This window comes from Luteimicrobium album, from assembly GCF_030161555.1.
GTDB classification, from domain to species: Bacteria; Actinomycetota; Actinomycetes; order Actinomycetales; family Cellulomonadaceae; genus Luteimicrobium; species Luteimicrobium album.
Map to the genome: position 1 here is coordinate 1933989 of NZ_BSUK01000001.1, position 20237 is coordinate 1954225.

Below are 20237 nucleotides of genomic sequence, written 5' to 3' on the forward strand. Positions count from 1 at the left end.
CCATGACCACGGAACCTACGGCGGACGACGACGCAGGCCGGCCCGACGCGCTCGAGCTCCCTCCCGCCGGCGGACGGGAGACGGCCGTGCCCCTCGTGCTCGGGACGGTCCTGTTCGTCGTCGGGCTGCTCTTCTTCCTCGCGGGAGAGCTCGGCGCCGCCGCCGTCGACAGCAGCGGCACGTCCGACGGACGGGTGGCGCTCGGGCTCGTCCTGGCCGGCGCGGGCCTCGTCGTCGGGCTCGTGGGCGTCGCGCGCCTCGCCCACCGGATCGACGTCGTCTACCGGCGCCTCGGCGGCCGAGGGTAGCTCCGGCGCGCAGGCGCGGTGGACGCACGAAGGGCCGGTCCTCAGGGAGGGCCGGCCCTTCGTCGCGTGTAGAGCGGGTGACGGGAATCGAACCCGCGCTGTCAGCTTGGGAAGCTGAAGTTCTACCATTGAACTACACCCGCGAGACGCGGATCCGTGGGTGCTCCCGCGTGTGGGACCATCCTCGAACGCCAGCGTGCGACGTCGATCATACCTGCCCGGAGGACCGCCTCATGTCACAGCCCCCTTACGGCCCGCCCAGCGGCCAGCCCCAGGACCCGTACGCCGGGCAGCAGCCTCCGCAGGGCCAGCCCTCCGGCCAGCCGTACCCCGGTCAGCAGCCCTACCCGGGCCAGGAGCAGCCCTATGCCGGGCAGCCGTATCCCGGCCAGCAGCCCTACCCCGGCCAGCAGCCCTACGGCGCCCAGGCTCCGTACCCCGGCCAGGCCCCGTACCCGGGGCAGCAGCCGTACCCGGGCCAGGTGCCCTACGGCTACGCGCCCGTCGACCCGTACGCGAAGTCCAAGCTGGTCGCAGGCCTCCTCGGGATCTTCCTCGGCTCGCTCGGGGTCCACCGCTTCTACCTCGGCTACACGGGCATCGGGATCCTGCAGATCGTCGTCACCTTCGTGACGCTCGGCCTGGGCGGGCTGTGGGGCTTCATCGAGGGCATCGTGTACCTCGCCGCCTCGAAGGGCTCGTACACGGTCGACGCACAAGGGCGCCCGCTCCGCGCCTGACGGGTATGACCCACGTCACCACGCGCCCAGGACTTCGGGCTACCGTGTGGGCGTGCTGCTCTCCGATCGTGACATCCGTGCCGAGCTCGACGCCGGGCGCGTGGTCCTCGACCCGTACGAGCCGTCGATGCTGCAGCCGTCGAGCATCGACGTCCGGCTCGACAAGTTCTTCCGCCTGTTCGACAACCACCGGTACCCGTTCATCGACCCGTCGCAGGAGCAGCCGGAGCTGACCCGGCTGGTGGAGGCGAAGGGCGACGAGCCGCTCGTCCTGCACCCGGGGGAGTTCGTCCTGGGCTCCACGTTCGAGGCGGTCACCCTGCCCGACGACGTCGCGGCGCGGCTCGAGGGCAAGTCCAGCCTGGGGCGCCTGGGTCTGCTCACGCACTCGACGGCGGGCTTCATCGACCCGGGGTTCTCGGGGCACGTGACGCTCGAGCTGAGCAACGTCGCGACGCTCCCCATCACCCTGTGGCCGGGCATGAAGATCGGCCAGATGTGCTTCTTCCGGCTCTCGTCGCCCGCCGAGCACCCGTACGGCAGCGAGAAGTACGGCTCGCGGTACCAGGGTCAGCGCGGCCCGACGGCGTCGCGGTCGTGGCAGAGCTTCCACCGCACGGAGGTCTAGCGTGACCGGCCTTCCGGAAGACCTTCCCACCGAACCCGAGGACCCGAGAGACTACGTGCCTGCCTCACCGCTCCCGCTCCTGCCGGCCGTCACGGCTGCAGCCCCGCTCGACCGCTCCCGACACCTGCTGGGCTTCGCGTCCGAGGTGCTGCCCGACGAGGTCGAGGCGCTCGCTGTCAGCCGGTTCCCGGGCGCGCACTGGGACGTCGCGCCCGAGGGGATCGACCTGATCTCGGCGCCGGGCCGGTGGGCGCGGCCGGGCGAGCCGGGCGTGCTGCGGCTCACGGCGAGCACGGTGCTGGTGGGGCCGTACGCGCCGCAGTTCACCGACGGCTTCGGCACGGGCCTGCCCGACCGGACGGCCTACGTGTTCGACGTGACGTGCGCGCGGGACCGTGGGGAGCCCCCGTACCCGGGCAGCGGGGACCGTGACGGTCTGGGCCGTGCGTTCCCGGTCGGGCTGCCGACGGGGGAGGAGGGCATCGTCGTCGACTGGCTCGTGGCGGCCGCCCGGCGCCTCGCGGGCGCGATCCGGGTCGACCTGGGCGGAGCCGTCAGCCCGGACGTCACGCTCGTCCCGGACCCCGACGCGAACGTCGACCTGACGCTGTTCACGGACGTGTGGCTCGAGCCAGAGGCCGCCCAGACGCTGCTCCGGCAGGTGGAGCCGTCGGCACACCTCGCGACGACCGGCGTCGAGTGGGCGGGTCCGCCGCAGATCGCCTACGACCCGGCGGCGCTCGGCATCGGCGAGCTCTCCGAGGACCAGGTGCGCGCCGTCCAGCACGCGGCCGACGAGGTCGACATGGCGTTCCTCTCGCAGCCCATGACGCTCGAGGGCTACGCGGTCCTCGTCGACCTGGGGCCCGACGGCGTGGTCGCGGTCGAGGTCGGCGCGGAGCCGATCGTGCCGCTCGCGCTCGAGGGGCTGCCGTGGACGGCGGGCGGCGCGCTCGCGTACCACGTGCGGTGGGAGGCGCCCGACCTCGAGGCCTCGCAGCGCGAGGAGCCGCCGCTGGCCCACGTGCTCTCCCGGACCCGCGCCCTCGGCGTGGTGGGGGAGATCGCGGCGGCGCTGCAGCACGCCGTCGGCGGCGAGGTGGCGGACGAGGACGGCTTCCTCGTGGGCGTCGCGGACCTGGAACAGGAAGCCGAGTAGCCTCCGTCCGGCCGGGACCGCGGCAGCCGGACGATGACGTCCGATAGGTCTCTGCTTGGTACGATCCTTGCGGTCCCCCGGTCGTTCGCGACCCCCGCCCCCGACAGGACGGAGCGGACGTGCTGCAGCTGCTCGTAGCCCATCTGCTGATGGTGCTGCTGGCGCCTGCGATCATCTCCTGGCTCGGCCGCCGAGGCTTCCTCGTGCTGGCCCTCGCCCCGGCCTCCGCGGCCGTCTACGCGCTCGCGTGCACCACCCGGGTCATGCACGGCGACGTGCCGGTCCAGCACTGGCAGTGGGTCCCGCAGCTCGGGCTCACGCTGACGTTCCGGCTCGACACGCTGTCCTGGCTCATGCTGCTGCTCGTCGGCGGCGTGGGGGCGCTCGTCCTCGTCTACTGCTCGGCGTACTTCGCGCCGTCGGCCCACGGGCTGCACCGCTTCGGGGCCACGCTCGTGGGGTTCGCCGGCGTCATGGTGGGCCTCGTCACCGCAGACGACATGCTCCTGCTGTTCGTGTTCTGGGAGCTCACGACCGTCGCGTCGTACCTGCTCATCGGCCACTACGCGGAGCGCAAGGCGTCCCGGCGCGCGGCCATGCAGGCCATCGTCATCACGACGGCGGGCGGGCTCGCCATGCTCGTCGGCGTCGTCATCCTGGGCGAGGCCGCGGGGACGTACTCGCTCTCGCAGGTGATCGCCCACCCGCCGTCGGGCACGGCCGTGACGGCCGCGGTGGTGTGCCTGCTCGCCGGTGCAGCGACCAAGTCGGCCCTGATCCCGCTGCACTTCTGGCTCCCCGCCGCCATGGCCGCGCCGACGCCCGTGAGCGCCTACCTCCACGCCGCGGCGATGGTGAAGGCGGGCGTCTACCTGGTCGCGCGGTTCGCGCCCGCGTACGCCCAGCTCACCGTGTGGCAGACGATCGTGATCGTGCTCGGGTGCGGCACCCTCCTCCTCGGGGGTTACCGCGCGCTGCGCCAGCAGGACCTCAAGCTCGTCCTCGCGTTCGGGACGGTCAGCCAGCTCGGGCTCATCACGCTCCTCGTCGGGCTCGGGAGCCGTGCGACGGCGCTCGCGGGCATCGCGATGCTCGGCGCGCACGCCATGTTCAAGGCGTCGCTGTTCCTCGTGACCGGCGTGGTCGACGCCGCGACCGGGACGCGCGACCTGCGCCGCCTCACCGGGGTGGGCCGGAGGATGCCGGTCACCGCGGTCGCGGGAGGCCTCGCGACCGCGTCGATGATCGGCCTGCCCCCGTTCGCCGGGTACGTCGCGAAGGAGGCCGGCCTCGAGGCGCTGCTCCACCCGGCCGGCACGCTGCCCGGGTGGGTCGACGGGCTGGTGCTGGCGGCCGTCGTCGTGGGTTCGATGCTCACGGTCGCCTACGGGCTGCGGTTCTTCTGGGGTGCGTTCGCCACCAAGCACGCCGCGGTCGCGGTGCGCCCGGACGCCGACGGGACCGCGCCCGAGCCTCCGATCGACCCGTCCACGCTGCACGTCCAGTCGCCGTACCTCACGGTGCCGCCGCTGGTCCTCGCGGTCCTCGGGCTCGCCGCGGCGCTCGTGCCGCACCTGGGCGAGCACCTGCTCTCGCCCTACGCGGACACGCTGCCCGTCGGCGAGCCGGGCCACCTCGCGCTGTGGGGCGGGCTCGGGCCGGCGCTCGGGCTGACCGTCCTCATCCTCGGCGTCGGAGCGCTCGCGTGGTGGTGGCGCATCCGGGTCGAGGGGTTTCAGGCCCGCGTCGGCGCGTGGTGGACACGCTGGCACCTGCCCGAGGCGGACGTCGTCTACCGCCGCTCGATGCGCCGGCTCGACGACGCCGCTGCCGACGTCACGTCCTTCACCCAGCGCGGGTCGCTGCCCTTCTACCTGGGCGTGATCGTCATCGTCATGGCGGCGTTCCCGGGGTCGTCCTGGTCACGAACACCACGTGGCCGCAGGACCTGCGGGGCTGGGACACGCCCGCCCAGATCGTGGTCGTCGCGGCGATCGGGGTCGCCGCGGTGCTGGCCGCCCGGTCGCGTCGCCGGCTCAAGGCCGTGTTCCTCGCGGGCATCGCGGGCTACGGCAACGCCGTGCTGTTCCTGCTGCACGGCGCCCCTGACCTCGCGCTGACCCAGGTGCTCGTGGAGACCGTGACGCTCGTCGTCATGGTGCTCGTGCTGCGCCGGCTGCCCCCGTACTTCTCGAACCGGCCCCTGGCCCGCAGCCGCTGGACGCGGCTCGCGATCGGCCTGGTCGCGGGGGTCACGGTCATGGCGTTCGCCGTCGTCGCGCCGAACGCCCGGACGGCCACGCCGGTCTCCGCGCAGTTCCCCGACGAGGCGTACTCGTACGGCGGCGGCAAGAACATCGTCAACGTGACCCTCGTGGACATCCGAGCCTGGGACACCATGGGCGAGATCTCCGTGCTGCTCGTCGCGGCCACGGGCGTCGCGTCGCTCGTGTTCCTGAGGCGCCGCGGCGGCGCGATCCTGCGCGCCGAGGACTCCGAGCGGGCGCGCGTCGGCGACGAGGCGCCCGGGGTGTGGTCCGCGGGCACCGACGAGGACGACCGCGGGGCGGCGCTGCGCCGTCGGGGGACCGCGCCCGAGGCGTGGAACCGGATGCAGGTGTGGCTGCGGGCGAGCGCGACCCTCGCCCCGCGCCGCCGGTCCGTCATCTTCGAGGTCGTCGCGCGCCTGCTGTTCCACTCGATGATCGTCTACGCCGTCTTCCTGCTGTTCTCCGGGCACAACAACCCGGGCGGCGGGTTCGCGGCGGGGCTCGTCGTCGGCATCGCGCTCGTCGTGCGCTACCTCGCGGGCGGCCGGTACGAGCTGGGGAGGCCGCGCCCGTCCAGCCCGGCGTGCTGCTGGGCACGGGCCTGTTCCTGTCCGTCGGCGTCGGCCTCGTCGCGATGCTCGCGGGCGGGGAGGTGCTGCAGTCGACGATCTTCGACCTGCACGTGCCGCTCGTCGGGGAGGTGCACCTCGTGACGTCGCTGTTCTTCGACGTCGGGGTGTTCCTCGTCGTCGTCGGGCTCGTGCTCGACATCCTCCGGTCGCTCGGCGCCGAGATCGACCGGCACGCGGACATCGAGCTGAGGAGGCGAACCGGTGAACGTCATCGACACCACCCCCGCCGCCGTCCTCGTGCTCGCCATCGGCGTGCTCGTGACGACCGGCGTCTACCTGCTGCTCGAGCGCAGCCTCACGCGCGTGCTCATCGGCTTCATCCTGCTGGGCAACGGCATCAACCTGCTGCTGCTCGTCGCCGGCGGGCGTGCCGGGGGCGCCCCGATCCTCGGGACCACGCCCCTGTGGCACATGAGCGACCCGCTCGTGCAGGCCATGATCCTCACCGCGATCGTCATCACGCTCGGCCTCACGGCGTTCGTCCTCGCCATGGCCTACCGGTCGTGGCAGCTCCACGGCCACGACGAGGTCCAGGACGACGTCGAGGACCGCCGCATCGCGCGGCTCGCCGCCAAGAACGAACCGAGCTTCGAGGACGCCGACGCCGTCGAGTCGGGCGAGACGCTCGACGAGGAGGCCGCCCGGACGCGCGACGAGACGGACGACGACATCAGCGGCCCCGGACCCGTGACCCGCACGGGAGGGGAGGCGACATGAGCTGGACCGACCTGACGGCCACCGACCTCGTGCCGCTGCCCGTCGTCCTGCCGCTGCTCGCAGCGGGCCTCGCGCTCGTGTTCGCGCGCCGGCCACGCGTCCAGCGCGTCGTGAGCGTCGTGGCGCTCGCGGGCGTGCTCGCCGTCGGCATCGCGCTGCTGGTCCTGACGGACGACCGGACGCTCGTCGTCGACGTCGGGAACTGGGCAGCGCCCATCGGGATCGACCTGGTCGCGGACCGCCTGAGCGCGCTCATGGTGACGGTGTCGTCGTTCGTGCTCCTCTGCGTCCTCCTCTACTCGCTGGCCCAGGGCGTGAGCGAGGAGGCCGAGGAGGAGACCGAGAGCATCCCGGTCTCGATCTACCACCCGACGTACCTCGTCCTCGCGGCGGGGGTCTGCAACGCGTTCCTCGCGGGCGACCTGTTCAACCTGTACGTCGGCTTCGAGATCCTGCTCGCGGCGAGCTACGTGCTCCTGACGCTCGGCGGCACGGGCGAGCGCATCCGCGCGGGCTCGATCTACGTCGTCGTCGCGCTGCTGTCCTCGATCGTCTTCCTGATCGCGATCGCGCTCACCTACGCGGCCACGGGCACCGTGAACCTGGCGCAGCTCTCGGAGCGCCTGCCCGACGTCGAACCCGGGACCAGGCTCGCGATCCAGCTCCTGCTCCTGCTCGCGTTCGGGATCAAGGCGGCGATGTTCCCGGTGTCGGCCTGGCTGCCGGACTCGTACCCGACGGCCCCCGCCCCGGTCACGGCCGTGTTCGCGGGATTGCTGACCAAGGTCGGCGTCTACGCGATCCTGCGCACCCAGACCCTCCTGTTCCCCACGGACCCGCGGATCGACCAGGGGCTCATGTGGGTCGCGCTGCTGACGATGCTCGTGGGGATCCTCGGCGCCGTCGCGCAGGACGACATCAAACGTCTCCTGTCCTTCACGCTGGTCAGCCACATCGGCTACATGCTGTTCGGCATCGCGCTCGCGACCCAGCCCGGGACGGCCGCGGCGATCTTCTACGTGGTGCACCACATCACGGTGCAGACGGCGCTGTTCCTCGTCGTCGGGCTCGTCGAGCTCCGCGGCGGGTCGACGTCGCTCGACCGGCTCGGCGGCCTGGCGAAGCTCGCCCCCGGGCTCGCGATCCTGTTCTTCATCCCTGCGATGAACCTCGCGGGGATCCCGCCGCTGTCCGGGTTCCTCGGCAAGGTCGGGCTCGTCGAGGATGGCGTCCGCACAGGCGGGTTCCTCGCGTACACGCTGGTCGTGGGCTCGGTCGTGACGTCGCTGCTGACGCTCTACGCGATCGTCAAGGCGTGGAACAAGGCGTTCTGGCAGGAGGCGCCCCAGGAGATCGAGACCGACGCACGGGTGCCGCGCGGGATGGTCGTCCCGACCGGCGCGCTCGTCGCGTTCGGGCTCGCGCTCACCGTGTTCGCCGGGCCGCTGTACTCCTACGCGGACCGCGCCGCCGCCGCGCTGCGTGACGGCTCGTACGTCGAGGCCGTGTTCCCGGACGGGCACGACCGCGGCGTCGGCGAGTCGAACGAGACCATCCCCAAGGCGGGCGCCCCCGCGGGGCCGGCGAGCGCCGTCGACACCGGGGAGGGCACGCCATGAGCCTGCACGTCCGCCGTCGGACGACCTGGCGCGAGCGGCTGCGCCACCAGTGGTCGGCGATCCTCTGGCTCGCGCTCGTCTGGGTGCTCCTGTGGGGGTCGGTCACGTGGGGCAACGTGCTCGCGGGGCTCCTGCTCGGGCTGCTCGTCGTCGTGCTGCTGCCCCTCCCGCAGCTCCCGTTCCACGGGCACGTCCGTCCGCTGCGCCTGCTGGCCCTGTTCGTGCGGTTCGGCCTCGACCTGTTCCTCGCTTCCTTCCAGGTCGCGTGGCAGGCGCTGCGGCCCGGACGGCAGCCGCGCGGCGCCGTGGTCGGCGTGCGGCTGCGGAACCCCAGCGACATCTACCTCACCGTGACCGCCGAGCTCAGCTCGCTCGTGCCGGGCTCGCTCGTCGTCGAGGTGCACCGGCTCACCGGGATGCTGTACCTCCACGTGCTCGACCTCGAGGCGTACGGCGGCGTCGACAAGGTGCGTGCCGACGTGCTCGCGCTCGAGGCGCGCGTGCTGCGGGCGCTCGCGTCCGACGCCGAGCTCGAGGCCGCGGGCCTCGCGACCCGGAGAGGGGTGCCCGCATGACCGTCGTCTTCGTCATCACGATCGCGCTGCTCACGGTGGCCGCCGGGTGCGCCATCTACCGGGCCGAGCGCGGGCCGTCGATGCTCGACCGCACCGTCGCGCTCGACGTGTTCACGACGACGATCGTCGGCGCGATCGCGCTCGAGGCCGCGTACTCGCGGCGCGCCACGACCATCCCGATCCTCGTCGTCATGTCGATGGTCGCGTTCGTCGGGTCGGTGACGGTCGCGCGGTTCGCGGCCGCCGAGCGCGAGGAAGAGGGCCTCATCGAGCTGCCGCCCCCGGTGGACGACCGGACCGAGGAGGCCGAGCGATGACCGTCGACTGGATCGGCGTCGCGGACGTCGTCGCCGCGATCTGCATGCTGCTCGGCGCGTTCCTCGCGTTCGCGGCCGGCATCGGGATCGTCCGGTTCCCCGACCTGCTCGCCCGCATGCACGCGGCGACCAAGCCCCAGGTGCTGGGGCTGATCCTCATGCTCGTGGGGGTCGGGCTGCGGGTGCACGTGTGGTCCGTCGTCGGGATGCTCGTGCTCGTCGTCGTGTTCCAGCTCCTCACCGCGCCGGTCGGGGCGCACATGGTGGGGCGGGCCGGGTTCCGGACCGGGAAGGTCGTGCACGAGGACCTCGTCGTCGACGATCTCACCGCCGACCAGGAGGCCGCGCTCGCCGAGGAGGACGCGGCCGAAGCCGCCGAAGAGGACGAGGGCCGGGAGCCGTCGTCGGACGCGCCGAGGTAGCGCTTCCCCGCCGAGACAGTGGCGAGCTCGCGAAGACTCGAGGAGAGCGCGCCGCCTCGACGGCGGTGGACGGCTCGACGGGCCGGCGGTACGTCGGCGTGCTAGACCGAACGGCATGGCCGACACCCCGCCCGCGACAGCGCCCGACGCGCGGGCGGCCGTGCCCGGCACGCCCCGTGTCGCCGCGCCGTCCGACGAGAAGAGCGACTCGACGCTCACCGTCGTGATCGCGTTCGCCGCGAACCTCGCGGTGGCGGTCGCGAAGTCGGTGGCCGCGGTGCTCACGGGGTCCGCGTCGATGGTCGCGGAGGCTGTGCACTCGTGGGCCGACACCGGCAACGAGGTGTTCCTGCTGGTCGCGGACCGGTCGTCGCGGCGGAAGGCCGACGTCGTCCACCCGCTCGGCTACGGGCGCGAGGCGTACGTGTGGTCGATGTTCGCGGCGATCGGGTTGTTCGCCGTCGGGGCGGGCGTGTCCGTGACGCACGGCATCCAGGAGCTCTTCCACGCCGAGCCCGCCACGGACTTCGGGGTCGCGTACGCGGTGCTCGCGCTGTCGTTCGTCCTCGAGGGGACGTCGTTCCTGCGGTCGGTCCGGCAGGCGCGGGTGGAGGCGCGGGAGGCCGAGCGTGACGTCGTCGAGCATGTCATCGCGACGTCGGACCCGACCTTGCGGGCCGTGTTCGCCGAGGACGCCGCCGCCCTCGTGGGCCTCGTCGTGGCGTTCGTCGGGATCCTCGCCCACCAGCTCACCGGGTCGCCGGTCCCTGACGCGATCGGGTCGATCGTCGTCGGGCTCGTGCTGGGCGTGATCGCGATCGTGCTCATCCAGCGCAACCGCGAGTTCCTCGTGGGAGCGGGCGTGGACGAGCGCACGCGCCGCGCCGCCCTCTCGCGGCTCCTCGCTCTGCCCGACGTCGCGCGCGTCACCTACCTGCGGCTCGAGTACGTCGGTCCGCGCTCGCTGTATCTGGTGGCGAGCGTCGACCTCGTCGGGGACGACGTGGAGCACGTCGCCGCGCGCCGCCTGAACAGGCTCGAACGGACGGTCGCCGAGACGCCGCGGGTGGCCGGCGTCGTGCTCACGCTGTCGACTCCCGAGGAGCCGTCGCTCACGGTGTGAGCGGCGCGGTCACGCTGGCGGAGGGGGAGGGGCCTGCCCGTCGGCCGGGGGCTGAGGCGGCGCGGCGGGCGGCAGAGGCTGCGTCGGGGGCGTGGGCTCGACCGTCGGGGGTGTGGGCTCGGCCGTCGGGGGCGTGCCCGACGACGCAGTCTCAGCCTCGGGTGCGGCGCCGTCCGTCCGCCCGTGCCGGGTGAGGGCGAGGACGACCGCCGCCGCGACCGCGAGCACGACCACGCCGACGAGGATCCACACCCACACGGGCACCCCGCCGCCGCCCCCGCCGCCGTCCCCGTCGCCGGTCGCCTTGCCGCGTGCGTCGAGGTTGAGGACGGTGCCGGCGTCGGACGTCCACGTGACCGTGTTCCCGTCGACCTTCGCGCTCTTGTCGGCCGAGACGACCTCGCCGGGGAACGTGATGGCGATCGTCACGTCGAAGAGCGACGCGATCTGGTCCGGGGACACGAGCGAGCCGGCGTCGCCGAGGTCGCCCGAGTCGTCGGCGAGCTCGGCCAGGTCGAGCTTGCCGGACACGACGAACTCGTCGCCGTCGCGCTTGATGCTGAGGGCGTCCTCGTCGCCGCTGCCCTGGTCGAGGTCGTCGATGCTGGTGTTCTTCAGGGTGATCCGCGTGCCGGTGTATCCGCCCTCGTGGTACGGCTCGCTCGTCGCGCCCTCGCCGAAGTCGGTGGCCGGGTCCTCGCCGTCGGTGCCCTCGGTGAGGAGGTCCTCGGGGTCCTGCCCGAGCGCCTCGGCGGCGGAGTCCTGGATGGCGTAGACCACGGTGCCGGACGCCGTGTCGTCGCTGTGCAGCGTGAACGCCATGTCGAGCTTCACGCACCCGGCGAGGACGACGGCGCACACCGCCCCGAGCGCGGCGAGCGCCGTGGAGCGCCGCCTGCTCCTCCCGGTCGGGGGACGGAGTGTGCGCGTGCTCGTCGTCATCGTCGTCCCCTGGCTCGCGCCTGGCCTGTGAGCGGTCCGTGACCGTTGCCCTCAGGGTAGGACGGCGGGGTGCACGCCGCCGCCGCAGACCGGGTCAGTCTCCGAGCAGGTGGCGGAGGTAGCGCGCCGGGTCGGTGAGGTACGACCGCCAGTGCTCGACGAGCTCGAGGTCCTCCCAGGACGCAGGGCGCAGCCCCCAGGGCCCCACCTCGAGGATCGTCGCGCCGGGCAGCGCGGCGAGCACGGGGGAGTGGGTCGCGCAGAGGATCTGGCCACCCGACCGGGCGAGGTCGTCGAGCGTGCGCATCAGGGTCAGCGTCGACGAGAACGACAGCGCCGCCTCGGGCTCGTCGAGGCAGTAGAACCCGGGCGAGTCGAACCGCCTGTCGAGCACCGCGAGGAACGACTCGCCGTGGCTCATCTCGTGGAACCGCGGGTCCGGGTTCCGCGGGTTGCCGCCCGTCTGCTCGACGAACGTGTACCAGCCATGCATGGTCTCGGCCCGCAGGAAGAACCCCCACCGGCCGGCCCCGACGCCGCGCTGGAGGCTGATGGCGTCGCTGAACGGAGACTCGGTCGCGCGGGTCGCGTGCTGCCCGTGCGCCGTGCCGCCCTCCGGGGACAGGCCGTAGGCGACGGCGAGCGCCTCGACGATCGTGGACTTGCCCGAGCCGTTCTCGCCGACGAGGAACGTCACGCCCTCCGTGAGCGTCAGGCCCTCGCGGAGGAGCTGGTCGACGGCGGGGACCGTCCTCGGCCAGGCCCCGGCGCGCAGCGAGTGGTCGCCCCTCGCGGTGACGCGGACCACCGGGGGCTGGCGGAAGAGGTCGGACGTCATCGGTCGGCGGGCGGCCGCCCGACGTCGTCGGGCCGGTCGAGCGAGCGGCGGGTTCGGGCGCCGACGACCGCTACGGTGACGAGGCCGGCCGCGGCCACGATGATGACGAGCCTCACCCACGGGAAGCTCGACCCCTCGTTCGAATCGGGGCGGTCGCCCGGCTGGACGGTCGAGGTGCCGGTGGGTGCCGGGTCGTTCGGGGCGGCCTGCGCGGTGCTCGCGCCGAGCCCGCCCACGGTGGTGAGCACGAGCAGAGTGGCCAGGGTTGCGAGGGTGTGGAGCGGTCGTCGAGCGAGGGGCGTGCGGAGCATGCTTGGGAGGGTAGTCCCGTGTGCTGACAACCAGACTTGAGCGGAATAGGCTCAACTCTGCAGAGGTTGCTCTGAGCAGAAGCATCCCCGATGACCGGAGGACCCCGGAGACCCTATGGACACCCAGTTCACGACCATGTCGCAGCAGGCGATCGGCGACGCCATCCAGAGCGCGTCGGCCGCCGGCAACCCCCAGCTCGAGCCCGTCCACCTGCTCTACGCGCTGCTCCAGCAGCGGGGCGGCGTCGCGGGCGGGCTGCTCGACGCCGTCGGCGCCGACACCCAGGCCGTCGGCCAGAAGGCCCGCGGCGCGCTCGTCGCACTCCCGACGGCGAGTGGATCCGCCGTCGCGCAGCCCACCGCGAGCCGAGCCACGAGCGCCGTGCTCGACCTCGCCGGCAAGGAGGCGCAGTCGCTCGGCGACCAGTACGTCTCGACCGAGCACCTGCTCATCGGGCTCGCCGGCGCCGCATCGTCCGCCGCCGACATCCTGCGCGCCGCCGGCGCGACCGTCGACGCGCTGCGTGCTGCCCTGCCGTCCGTCCGCGGCAACGCCAAGGTCACCAGCCCCAACCCCGAGGGCACCTACAAGGCCCTCGAGCAGTACGGCAACGACCTCACGGCCCAGGCGGCCGACGGCAAGCTCGATCCCGTGATCGGCCGCGACTCGGAGATCCGTCGCGTCATCCAGGTGCTCTCGCGCCGCACCAAGAACAACCCCGTGCTCATCGGCGAGCCCGGCGTCGGCAAGACCGCCGTCGTCGAGGGCCTCGCGCAGCGCATCGTCGCGGGCGACGTCCCCGAGTCCCTCAAGGGCAAGAAGCTCGTTGCGCTCGACCTCGCGTCGATGGTCGCGGGCGCCAAGTACCGCGGCGAGTTCGAGGAGCGCCTCAAGGCCGTCCTCGAGGAGATCCAGCAGTCCGACGGGCAGGTCGTCACGTTCATCGACGAGCTGCACACCGTCGTCGGCGCGGGCGCCGGGGAGAGGGCGCCATGGACGCGGGCAACATGCTCAAGCCCATGCTCGCCCGCGGCGAGCTCCGCATGGTCGGCGCCACCACCCTCGACGAGTACCGCGAGCACATCGAGAAGGACCCCGCGCTCGAGCGCCGGTTCCAGCAGGTATTCGTCGGCGAGCCGTCCGTCGAGGACACCGTCGCGATCCTGCGTGGGCTCAAGGAGCGGTACGAGGCGCACCACAAGGTGACCATCGCCGACGACGCGCTCGTCGCCGCCGCCGCGCTGTCCGACCGGTACATCACCGGCCGCCAGCTCCCCGACAAGGCCATCGACCTCGTCGACGAGGCCGCGTCCCGCCTCCGCATGGAGCTCGACTCGTCCCCGACCGAGATCGACGAGCTCCAGCGCGCCGTCACGCGCCTCGAGATGGAGGAGGTCGTCCTGTCCGAGGCCGACGACGCCGCCTCGCGCGAGCGCCTCGAGCGCCTCCGCAAGGACCTCGCCGACCGCCGCGAGCAGCTCTCCGCGCTCACGACCCGGTGGGAGGCCGAGAAGGCCGGCCACAACCGCGTCGGCGACCTCAAGGTCAGGCTCGACCAGCTCCGCTCCGACGCCGAGCGCCTCCAGCGCGAGGGCGACCTCGAGAAGGCCGCGCGCATCCTCTACGGCGAGATCCCCGCCGTCGAGCAGGAGCTTGCGGCGGCCGAAGCAGCCGAGGACGCCGAGGCCGGCGCCGAGGAGGTCGCGCACGAGACCCCGCTCGTCCCCGAGAAGGTCTCCGCCGACGAGATCGCCGAGGTCGTCTCCGCATGGACCGGCATCCCCGCCGGCCGGCTGCTCCAGGGCGAGTCCGAGAAGCTCCTCCACATGGAGGACGTCATCGGCGAACGCCTCGTCGGCCAGTCGGCCGCTGTCGCCGCCGTGTCCGACGCCGTCCGCCGCGCCCGCGCCGGGGTCTCCGACCCCAACCGGCCCACCGGCTCGTTCCTGTTCCTCGGACCCACCGGCGTCGGCAAGACCGAGCTCGCCAAGGCGCTCGCGGACTTCCTCTTCGACGACGAGCGCGCCATGGTGCGCATCGACATGTCCGAGTACTCCGAGAAGCACTCCGTCTCGCGGCTCGTCGGTGCACCCCCGGGTACGTCGGGTACGAGGAGGGCGGGCAGCTCACCGAGGCCGTGCGCCGTCGGCCCTACTCCGTCGTGCTCCTCGACGAGGTCGAGAAGGCCCACCCCGAGGTCTTCGACATCCTCCTCCAGGTGCTCGACGACGGCCGTCTCACCGACGGCCAGGGCCGCACCGTCGACTTCCGGAACGTCATCCTCGTGCTCACGTCGAACCTGGGCTCGCAGTTCCTCGTCGACCCGCTCCTGTCCGACGAGCAGAAGCACGAAGCCGTCATGGGCGCCGTGCGCGCGTCGTTCAAGCCCGAGTTCCTCAACCGGCTCGACGACGTCGTCATGTTCGACCCGCTGAACCTCGACCAGCTCGGCCGGATCGTCGACCTCCAGGTCGACGCCCTCGCCGCCCGCCTCGCCGATCGGCGTCTCACGCTCGACGTCACCGACGCCGCGCGTGAGTGGTTGGCGCTCGAAGGGTTCGACCCCGCTTACGGGGCCCGGCCGCTGCGCAGGCTCGTGCAGCGGGAGATCGGCGACCGGCTCGCGCGGAAGCTGCTGTCGGGCGAGGTGTCCGACGGCGACCGGGTCGTCGTCGACCGGCCGGCCGACGCGGAAGGGCTGGCTCTCTCCGTGGGCTGATCGTTCCTCGGTCGGGTTCGTTCCTCGGTCGGGTTCGCGCGCGGGCGCGGCGAGGTGGTTCGGACTGTCGTCCTGCGGCCCTGGGGGCCGTGCGGACTCCTTGACGTCCTTCACCACCTCCCCGCGCCCGCGCGCTTCGCCGTCGTCCCGCCTTCGCTGACGGCGACGTCCCGTTCACCGACGGCGACGTCGAGCATGCCGTTGCTCACTGTCGTCGCGGCGACGGCGCGGTCCTCTGGGTGGCTCGCGGCGCCCTTCCCGGGGATTGGGGGCTACGGTGACGTCCGATGACGACCGTGAGCACCCGAGGGACGAACCTGCCGCGCATGGGCGGGTTCAACCAGGCTGCCCTGCTGGAGGCGATCCGGCTGGGGGCCGGGTCCTGCACCCGCGCCGACCTGGCCCGGAAGACCGGCCTCTCCGCCCAGACGGTCACCAACGCGGTGCGCCGGCTCCTCGACGCGGGGCTGGTCACCGAGGAGGACGTCAAGCGGCAGCCGGGGGCGGGGCGGCCGGGGACGACGCTCGACATCGTCCCGGACAGCCGGTTCGCGGTCGGGGTGCACCTGGACCCGGCGGCCGTCGTGGTCGTGCTGCTGGACCTGGCGGGGCAGGTGGTCGCGACCCGGACGGCGGCCACACCGGAGTCGGGGAGCCGGGCGCCGCGCTCGACGTGGTCGTCCGGGAGATCGACGCCGTGCTCGAGGAGGGCGCCGTCGAGCGGGACCGGGTGCTCGGCGTCGGGCTCGCGACCCCGGGCCCGATCGACCACGCGCGCGGCCTCGTGCTGGACCCGCCGCACCTGACGACGTGGCACGACGTCCCGCTCCGGGACGAGGTCGCGCGCCGCACCGGGCTCCCGACGCTGCTCGACAAGGACGTCCTGGCGGTCGCGGCCGCGATCCTGTGGTTCCCCGCGTCGGGGCGGCCCACGGACGCCGCCGTCGTCTACGCGGGGACGGGTGTCGCGATCGGGATCATCAGCGGCGGCGAGATCGTCCGCGGGGTGTCCGGCAACGCGGGGGAGGCGGGCCACGTCAGCGTGGGCCGGGCCTTCGGGCGGTGCGTGTGCGGTCGGGAGGGCTGCCTGGGCGGGGTCTTCAGCGCGAACGCGATCCTGGCGAACGCCGTCGAGCGGGGCATCGGCCTGGGTGCCGGGGCGACGGACGTGCGCGCGTCGGAGACCGTGCGCGCGGACCGTGCCGTCGACGGCCTCCGCGCGCTGGCCGAGGCCGGCGACCTCGCGGTCGTGCCGTTCCTCCACGAGACCGGCTCGGCCCTCGGGTCGGCGCTGGCGACGGTCTGCGAGCTGCTGGACCTCGACACGGTCGTACCGTCGGGGCCGGTCTGGGACCGGCTCGGCCCGTGGCTCGAGCCGGGGCTGCGGTCCGTGCTCGACACGTATGCGATGCCGGGTCATCACCCGCTCCGGGTCCTCGGGGCGGCCGGCGACGGGCCGGTCGCTGCCGTCGGCGCGGCGTGCCTGATGCTCGACGACGCCCTCACGCCTCGGCCGACGGGCCTGCTCCTGCGCGTCTGACCTGCGCGTCCGCTCCCCGAGCGCGGCCCCGTCGAGATGAGAGACAGCGTTGTCTTGCTATTACTAACGCGAAATGATGAAATATTCGCGGCCGGGGCGGTGCAGCCCCGCGAGAGCAAAGGAGCTTCGGATGCGCGTACGGACAGGACTGGCCCTCGGCACGGTCGGGGCCCTCGTCGCCACGCTGGCGGCGTGCTCGTCGGACGACGGCAGCAAGGACGCCCAGGACACCGGTACCCGCACCATCACGGTCGCGTACCAGAAGACAGCGTCGTTCCACCAGCTCGACGACCTCCTGCAGAAGGTCAAGCCCGAGTTCGAGAAGGCGAACCCCGGCGTGACCGTCAAGCTCGAGCCGATCGAGGCGGAGGAGGACCAGTACTACACCAAGCTGGCCCTGATGAACGGCTCGAAGTCGACCGCGCCCGACGTCATCTACGAGGACACCTTCCAGGTCATGTCCGACGCGGCGGCCGGCTACCTCCTGCCGATCGACGACTACGTGAAGAAGTGGTCCGACTGGGACCAGTTCCAGGACGCCGCCAAGCAGGCGGGCCTCGGCGTCGACGGCAAGACGTACGGCGTCTCGATGGGCACCGACACGCGCGGCATCTATTTCAACAAGGACATCTTCACCAAGGCCGGGCTCCCCACGGACTGGCAGCCGAAGACCTGGGACGACATCCTCGCCGCCGCCCGCACCGTCAAGGCGAAGGTCCCCGGCGTCACGCCGCTCAACATCTACGCCGGCAAGGCCGGCGGCGAGCAGACCACGATGCAGGGCTTCGAGATGCTCGACTACGGCACGGGGGACGGCAAGGGCCTGCACGACGGCGACAAGTGGCTCACCGGCTCGCAGGGCTTCGTCGACTCGCTGAGCTTCTACAAGACGGTCTACAGCGAGAAGCTCGGGCCGTCGCTCGACGTCGCGCTCGACGCGAGCGTCGGCTCCAAGGTCGCCACCGAGCTCTTCCCGAAGGGCAAGCTCGCGATCGGCATCGACGGCTCGTGGCAGCCGGGCGGCTGGATCTCCGGCGACAACAAGTGGCCAGGCTGGGAGAAGGCCATGGGCTACGCGGCGATGCCCACGCAGACCGGTCAGGCGCCGGGCACGACCTCGATGTCCGGCGGATGGCTGCTCTCGGTCGGCGCGCACACCAAGCACCCGCAGACCGCGTTCGACTTCGTCTCGACGGCCCTGAACAAGGACAACTCGCTCACCTACGACACGACGAACAGCCAGATCGCCGTTCGCAAGGACGTCGCCGCCGACCCGGCGTACCTGAGCTACAACCCGTCGTTCAAGTTCTTCTCCGGCCTCGTCGCCACGACCCACTTCCGCCCCGCGACGCCGGACTACTCGCAGATCTCCTCGAACATCCAGGTCGCCGTCGAGTCGGTGGCGACCGGCCAGGCGTCGCCCGAGGACGCCGCGAAGAAGTACGACGAGGAGCTCGAGAAGATCGTCGGGAAGGACGCCGTCTCCGCGGCGGGCTGACATGGCGACCGAGATCTTCGTCGCGCCGACGGGCCGGGGGCGGCGCCCCCGGCCCGGGTCCCGGCGCCTGCGCGCGCTCACCCGTTCCACCCCGCTCGTCCCCGCGGTCGTCCTGCTCGCGGTGTTCCTCCTCGGGCCGATCCTCTGGGCGCTCTACGGCTCGATGACGAACACCGGGCTCACCGGCTACCGGGCCGCGAAGCCCGAGTTCGTGGGGCTCGACAACTACACGGCCCTCCTGTCCGACGGCGACTTCTGGAAGTCCGCCTGGCTCACCGTGGTCTTCGTGTTCGCGTCCGCGGTGGTCGGGCAGAACGTCCTCGGGATGGCGCTCGCCGTCCTGCTGCGGATCGCGCCGAAGACGCTGGCCTCGGTGGTCAGCACGCTCGTCGTCGTCGCCTGGGTGATGCCGGAGATCGTGGCGGCCTTCGCGCTCTACGCGTTCTTCTCGACGGACGGGACGCTCAACGCGTTCCTCGGCTGTTTCGGCCTCGACAAGACGACGTGGCTCATCACGTTCCCGCTGCTCAGCGTCATCCTGGCGAACATCTGGCGGGGGACGGCGTTCTCGATGATGGTCTACCGCGCCGCACTCTCCGAGGTGCCGGCCGAGGTCGACGAGGCCGCGCAGATCGACGGCGCGACCGGCTGGCAGCGCTTCTCCCGCATCACGCTGCCGATGATCCGCCGGTCGATCTCGACCAACCTCATGCTCACGACCCTGCAGACCCTCGCGGTCTTCACGCTCATCTGGGTCATGACGGGCGGCGGCCCCGGCACGGCGAGCTCGACGCTGCCGGTGCTGGCCTACCAGGAGGCGTTCAAGTTCTCCCAGGTCGGGTACGGCACCGCCATCGCGACCGTGACGATCCTCGTGGGTGCCGTCTTCTCGGTGATCTACATCAAGGTGCTCAAGCCGGAGGTGGACTGATGACGACGCTCGACACGACCTCCGTCACCCCCGCCGCATCGCCGTCGTCGGGCGCGGGCAGTCGGGCGCGGCACCGTGGGGCCGGGATGCCGACCGTGGCGAGCCCGCGCCGCTCGACCGGCCGGTTCCTCGCCTCGCTCGCGCTCGTGCTCGTGGGCCTGAGCTTCCTGGTGCCGCTCGCCTGGATCCTGCTGTCCTCGGTGGACCCGGCCGCGACGGTCTCCGTCGGGGTGCCGTCCAGCGTGACGGCCGACAACTTCAAGGCCGTCTTCACCAAGGACCAGACGTTCCTCCCGCTGTGGAACTCGCTGGTCATCTCGCTCGGCACGGCCCTCATCACGGTCGTCGTGGGCGTGCTCGCCGCGTACCCGCTGTCCCGGTACCGGATGCGGTTCCAGCGCGGGTTCCTCTACACGATCCTGTTCGCGACCTGCCTGCCGATCACCGCGATCATGGTGCCGGTCTACAGCCTGTTCGTAAAGCTCAGCCTGCTCGACTCGACGCCCGGCGTCATCCTCTTCCTGTCCGCGTCGTCGCTGCCCATGGCGATCTGGATGCTGAAGAACTTCATGGACTCGGTGCCGGTCTCGCTCGAGGAGGCGGCCTGGGTCGACGGCGCGAGCTCCATGCGAGCCCTCGGGCGGATCGTCCTGCCGCTCATGCGGCCCGGTCTCGCCGTCGTGCTGATGCTCGTGTTCACGCAGGCGTGGGGGAACTTCTTCGTCCCCTTCATCCTCACGACGTCGGCCGAGAAGCAGCCCGCGGCCGTCGCCATCTACCAGTTCTTCGGCACCTACGGATCGATCGCGTACGGCAAGCTCGCGGCGTTCTCGATCCTCTACTCGGTGCCCGTCCTGGTCCTGTACCTCCTCACGCAGCGGCTGTCCGGGGGCGCGAACGCGCTCGCCGGAGGCATGAAGGGCTGACGCAGCCCCTCGCGTCGCCCG

18 protein-coding genes, 1 tRNA gene and 2 pseudogenes are annotated in these 20237 nt (G+C 72.3%); 17 read left to right on the forward strand and 4 right to left on the reverse strand.

Annotated elements, in window-relative coordinates; all coding sequences use genetic code 11:
* Positions 1 to 2 precede the first annotated feature (2 nt).
* Positions 3 to 308, forward strand: coding sequence for a hypothetical protein (locus QQK45_RS10035; protein WP_284293144.1), 306 nt, complete (start codon positions 3 to 5; stop codon positions 306 to 308).
* A gap of 72 nt (positions 309 to 380) precedes the next feature.
* Here the strand turns inward: QQK45_RS10035 and QQK45_RS10040 are convergent.
* Positions 381 to 451 (reverse strand) — tRNA-Gly (locus QQK45_RS10040).
* 90 nt (positions 452 to 541) lie between these two features.
* Between QQK45_RS10040 and QQK45_RS10045 the strand changes: the two genes are divergently transcribed.
* The 10 genes and pseudogenes from QQK45_RS10045 to QQK45_RS10090 all read left to right on the forward strand — a co-directional run bounded on the left by QQK45_RS10045 (position 542) and on the right by QQK45_RS10090 (position 10510).
* A complete protein-coding gene (locus tag QQK45_RS10045) occupies positions 542 to 1048 on the forward strand; it encodes a TM2 domain-containing protein (protein ID WP_284293145.1) in 507 nt (168 codons plus the stop codon).
* 52 nt (positions 1049 to 1100) lie between these two features.
* Positions 1101 to 1676, forward strand: a complete 576-nt coding sequence (gene dcd, locus QQK45_RS10050; protein ID WP_284293146.1) for a dCTP deaminase — start codon at positions 1101 to 1103, stop codon at positions 1674 to 1676.
* A 55-nt stretch (positions 1677 to 1731) separates the two neighbouring features.
* Positions 1732 to 2835 carry a hypothetical protein gene (locus tag QQK45_RS10055; protein WP_284293147.1) on the forward strand — a complete coding sequence of 368 codons (1104 nt, stop codon included), beginning with the start codon at positions 1732 to 1734 and terminating at the stop codon, positions 2833 to 2835.
* A 119-nt stretch (positions 2836 to 2954) separates the two neighbouring features.
* Positions 2955 to 5922, forward strand: a pseudogene (locus QQK45_RS10060) (Na+/H+ antiporter subunit A); the annotation flags it as partial.
* A gap of 16 nt (positions 5923 to 5938) precedes the next feature.
* The gene (locus QQK45_RS10065) at positions 5939 to 6454 is read left to right on the forward strand and encodes a Na(+)/H(+) antiporter subunit C (RefSeq protein ID WP_284295005.1); all 516 of its coding nucleotides are present in this window, start codon (positions 5939 to 5941) and stop codon (positions 6452 to 6454) included.
* Positions 6451 to 8073 (forward strand): Na+/H+ antiporter subunit D, encoded by a 1623-nt coding sequence (locus tag QQK45_RS10070; protein ID WP_284295006.1) that lies wholly within the window; start codon positions 6451 to 6453, stop codon positions 8071 to 8073. The genes QQK45_RS10065 and QQK45_RS10070 overlap by 4 nt, the downstream gene beginning before the upstream one ends.
* Positions 8070 to 8648 carry a Na+/H+ antiporter subunit E gene (locus QQK45_RS10075; protein ID WP_284293148.1) on the forward strand — a complete coding sequence of 193 codons (579 nt, stop codon included), beginning with the start codon at positions 8070 to 8072 and terminating at the stop codon, positions 8646 to 8648. Before QQK45_RS10070 ends, QQK45_RS10075 begins: the two co-directional genes overlap by 4 nt.
* Positions 8645 to 8965, forward strand: coding sequence for an MrpF/PhaF family protein (locus tag QQK45_RS10080; protein ID WP_284293149.1), 321 nt, complete (start codon positions 8645 to 8647; stop codon positions 8963 to 8965). Before QQK45_RS10075 ends, QQK45_RS10080 begins: the two co-directional genes overlap by 4 nt.
* On the forward strand, positions 8962 to 9387 hold the full coding sequence (mnhG, locus tag QQK45_RS10085) for a monovalent cation/H(+) antiporter subunit G (protein ID WP_284293150.1): 426 nt from the start codon (positions 8962 to 8964) through the stop codon (positions 9385 to 9387). The genes QQK45_RS10080 and mnhG overlap by 4 nt, the downstream gene beginning before the upstream one ends.
* 115 nt (positions 9388 to 9502) lie before the next feature.
* Positions 9503 to 10510: a cation diffusion facilitator family transporter gene (locus tag QQK45_RS10090; RefSeq protein ID WP_284293151.1), complete on the forward strand. Its 1008-nt coding sequence runs from the start codon at positions 9503 to 9505 to the stop codon at positions 10508 to 10510.
* A 9-nt stretch (positions 10511 to 10519) separates the two neighbouring features.
* On the opposite strand, the gene QQK45_RS10095 is transcribed toward QQK45_RS10090, so the two are convergent.
* The 3 genes from QQK45_RS10095 to QQK45_RS10105 form a co-directional block, all read right to left on the reverse strand.
* Entirely contained in the window at positions 10520 to 11452 is a 933-nt protein-coding gene (locus QQK45_RS10095; protein ID WP_284293152.1) for an LppM family (lipo)protein, read from the reverse strand.
* Positions 11453 to 11546: 94 nt separating this feature from the next.
* Positions 11547 to 12290 carry an AAA family ATPase gene (locus QQK45_RS10100; protein ID WP_284293154.1) on the reverse strand — a complete coding sequence of 248 codons (744 nt, stop codon included), beginning with the start codon at positions 12288 to 12290 and terminating at the stop codon, positions 11547 to 11549.
* Positions 12287 to 12601 carry a hypothetical protein gene (locus QQK45_RS10105; protein WP_284293155.1) on the reverse strand — a complete coding sequence of 105 codons (315 nt, stop codon included), beginning with the start codon at positions 12599 to 12601 and terminating at the stop codon, positions 12287 to 12289. Before QQK45_RS10105 ends, QQK45_RS10100 begins: the two co-directional genes overlap by 4 nt.
* Positions 12602 to 12716: 115 nt before the next feature.
* Between QQK45_RS10105 and clpB the strand changes: the two are divergent.
* The 6 genes and pseudogenes from clpB to QQK45_RS10135 all read left to right on the forward strand — a co-directional run bounded on the left by clpB (position 12717) and on the right by QQK45_RS10135 (position 20216).
* Positions 12717 to 15321 (forward strand): annotated as a pseudogene (gene clpB / locus QQK45_RS10110) (ATP-dependent chaperone ClpB).
* A 296-nt stretch (positions 15322 to 15617) separates the two neighbouring features.
* Positions 15618 to 16127, forward strand: coding sequence for a MarR family transcriptional regulator (locus tag QQK45_RS10115; RefSeq protein WP_284293156.1), 510 nt, complete (start codon positions 15618 to 15620; stop codon positions 16125 to 16127).
* Positions 16019 to 16861 carry an ROK family protein gene (locus QQK45_RS10120; RefSeq protein WP_284293157.1) on the forward strand — a complete coding sequence of 281 codons (843 nt, stop codon included), beginning with the start codon at positions 16019 to 16021 and terminating at the stop codon, positions 16859 to 16861. The genes QQK45_RS10115 and QQK45_RS10120 overlap by 109 nt, the downstream gene beginning before the upstream one ends.
* 130 nt (positions 16862 to 16991) lie before the next feature.
* The gene (locus QQK45_RS10125; RefSeq protein WP_284293158.1) at positions 16992 to 18359 is read left to right on the forward strand and encodes an extracellular solute-binding protein; all 1368 of its coding nucleotides are present in this window, start codon (positions 16992 to 16994) and stop codon (positions 18357 to 18359) included.
* Position 18360: 1 nt separating this feature from the next.
* The gene (locus tag QQK45_RS10130; RefSeq protein ID WP_284293159.1) at positions 18361 to 19290 is read left to right on the forward strand and encodes a carbohydrate ABC transporter permease; all 930 of its coding nucleotides are present in this window, start codon (positions 18361 to 18363) and stop codon (positions 19288 to 19290) included.
* On the forward strand, positions 19290 to 20216 hold the full coding sequence (locus QQK45_RS10135) for a carbohydrate ABC transporter permease (protein WP_431310254.1): 927 nt from the start codon (positions 19290 to 19292) through the stop codon (positions 20214 to 20216). Before QQK45_RS10130 ends, QQK45_RS10135 begins: the two co-directional genes overlap by 1 nt.
* Positions 20217 to 20237 lie beyond the last annotated feature (21 nt).

Coding starts and splice junctions, on each gene's coding strand:
- QQK45_RS10100 (WP_284293154.1), bottom strand. CDS start 12,290: ATGACGTCCGACCTCTTCCGCCAGCCCCCGGTGGTCCGCGTCACCGCG.
- QQK45_RS10075 (WP_284293148.1), top strand. CDS start 8,070: ATGAGCCTGCACGTCCGCCGTCGGACGACCTGGCGCGAGCGGCTGCGC.
- QQK45_RS10130 (WP_284293159.1), top strand. CDS start 18,361: ATGGCGACCGAGATCTTCGTCGCGCCGACGGGCCGGGGGCGGCGCCCC.
- QQK45_RS10135 (WP_431310254.1), top strand. CDS start 19,290: ATGACGACGCTCGACACGACCTCCGTCACCCCCGCCGCATCGCCGTCG.
- QQK45_RS10035 (WP_284293144.1), top strand. CDS start 3: ATGACCACGGAACCTACGGCGGACGACGACGCAGGCCGGCCCGACGCG.
- QQK45_RS10125 (WP_284293158.1), top strand. CDS start 16,992: ATGCGCGTACGGACAGGACTGGCCCTCGGCACGGTCGGGGCCCTCGTC.
- QQK45_RS10095 (WP_284293152.1), bottom strand. CDS start 11,452: ATGACGACGAGCACGCGCACACTCCGTCCCCCGACCGGGAGGAGCAGG.
- QQK45_RS10090 (WP_284293151.1), top strand. CDS start 9,503: ATGGCCGACACCCCGCCCGCGACAGCGCCCGACGCGCGGGCGGCCGTG.
- mnhG (WP_284293150.1), top strand. CDS start 8,962: ATGACCGTCGACTGGATCGGCGTCGCGGACGTCGTCGCCGCGATCTGC.
- QQK45_RS10070 (WP_284295006.1), top strand. CDS start 6,451: ATGAGCTGGACCGACCTGACGGCCACCGACCTCGTGCCGCTGCCCGTC.
- QQK45_RS10045 (WP_284293145.1), top strand. CDS start 542: ATGTCACAGCCCCCTTACGGCCCGCCCAGCGGCCAGCCCCAGGACCCG.
- QQK45_RS10080 (WP_284293149.1), top strand. CDS start 8,645: ATGACCGTCGTCTTCGTCATCACGATCGCGCTGCTCACGGTGGCCGCC.
- QQK45_RS10105 (WP_284293155.1), bottom strand. CDS start 12,601: ATGCTCCGCACGCCCCTCGCTCGACGACCGCTCCACACCCTCGCAACC.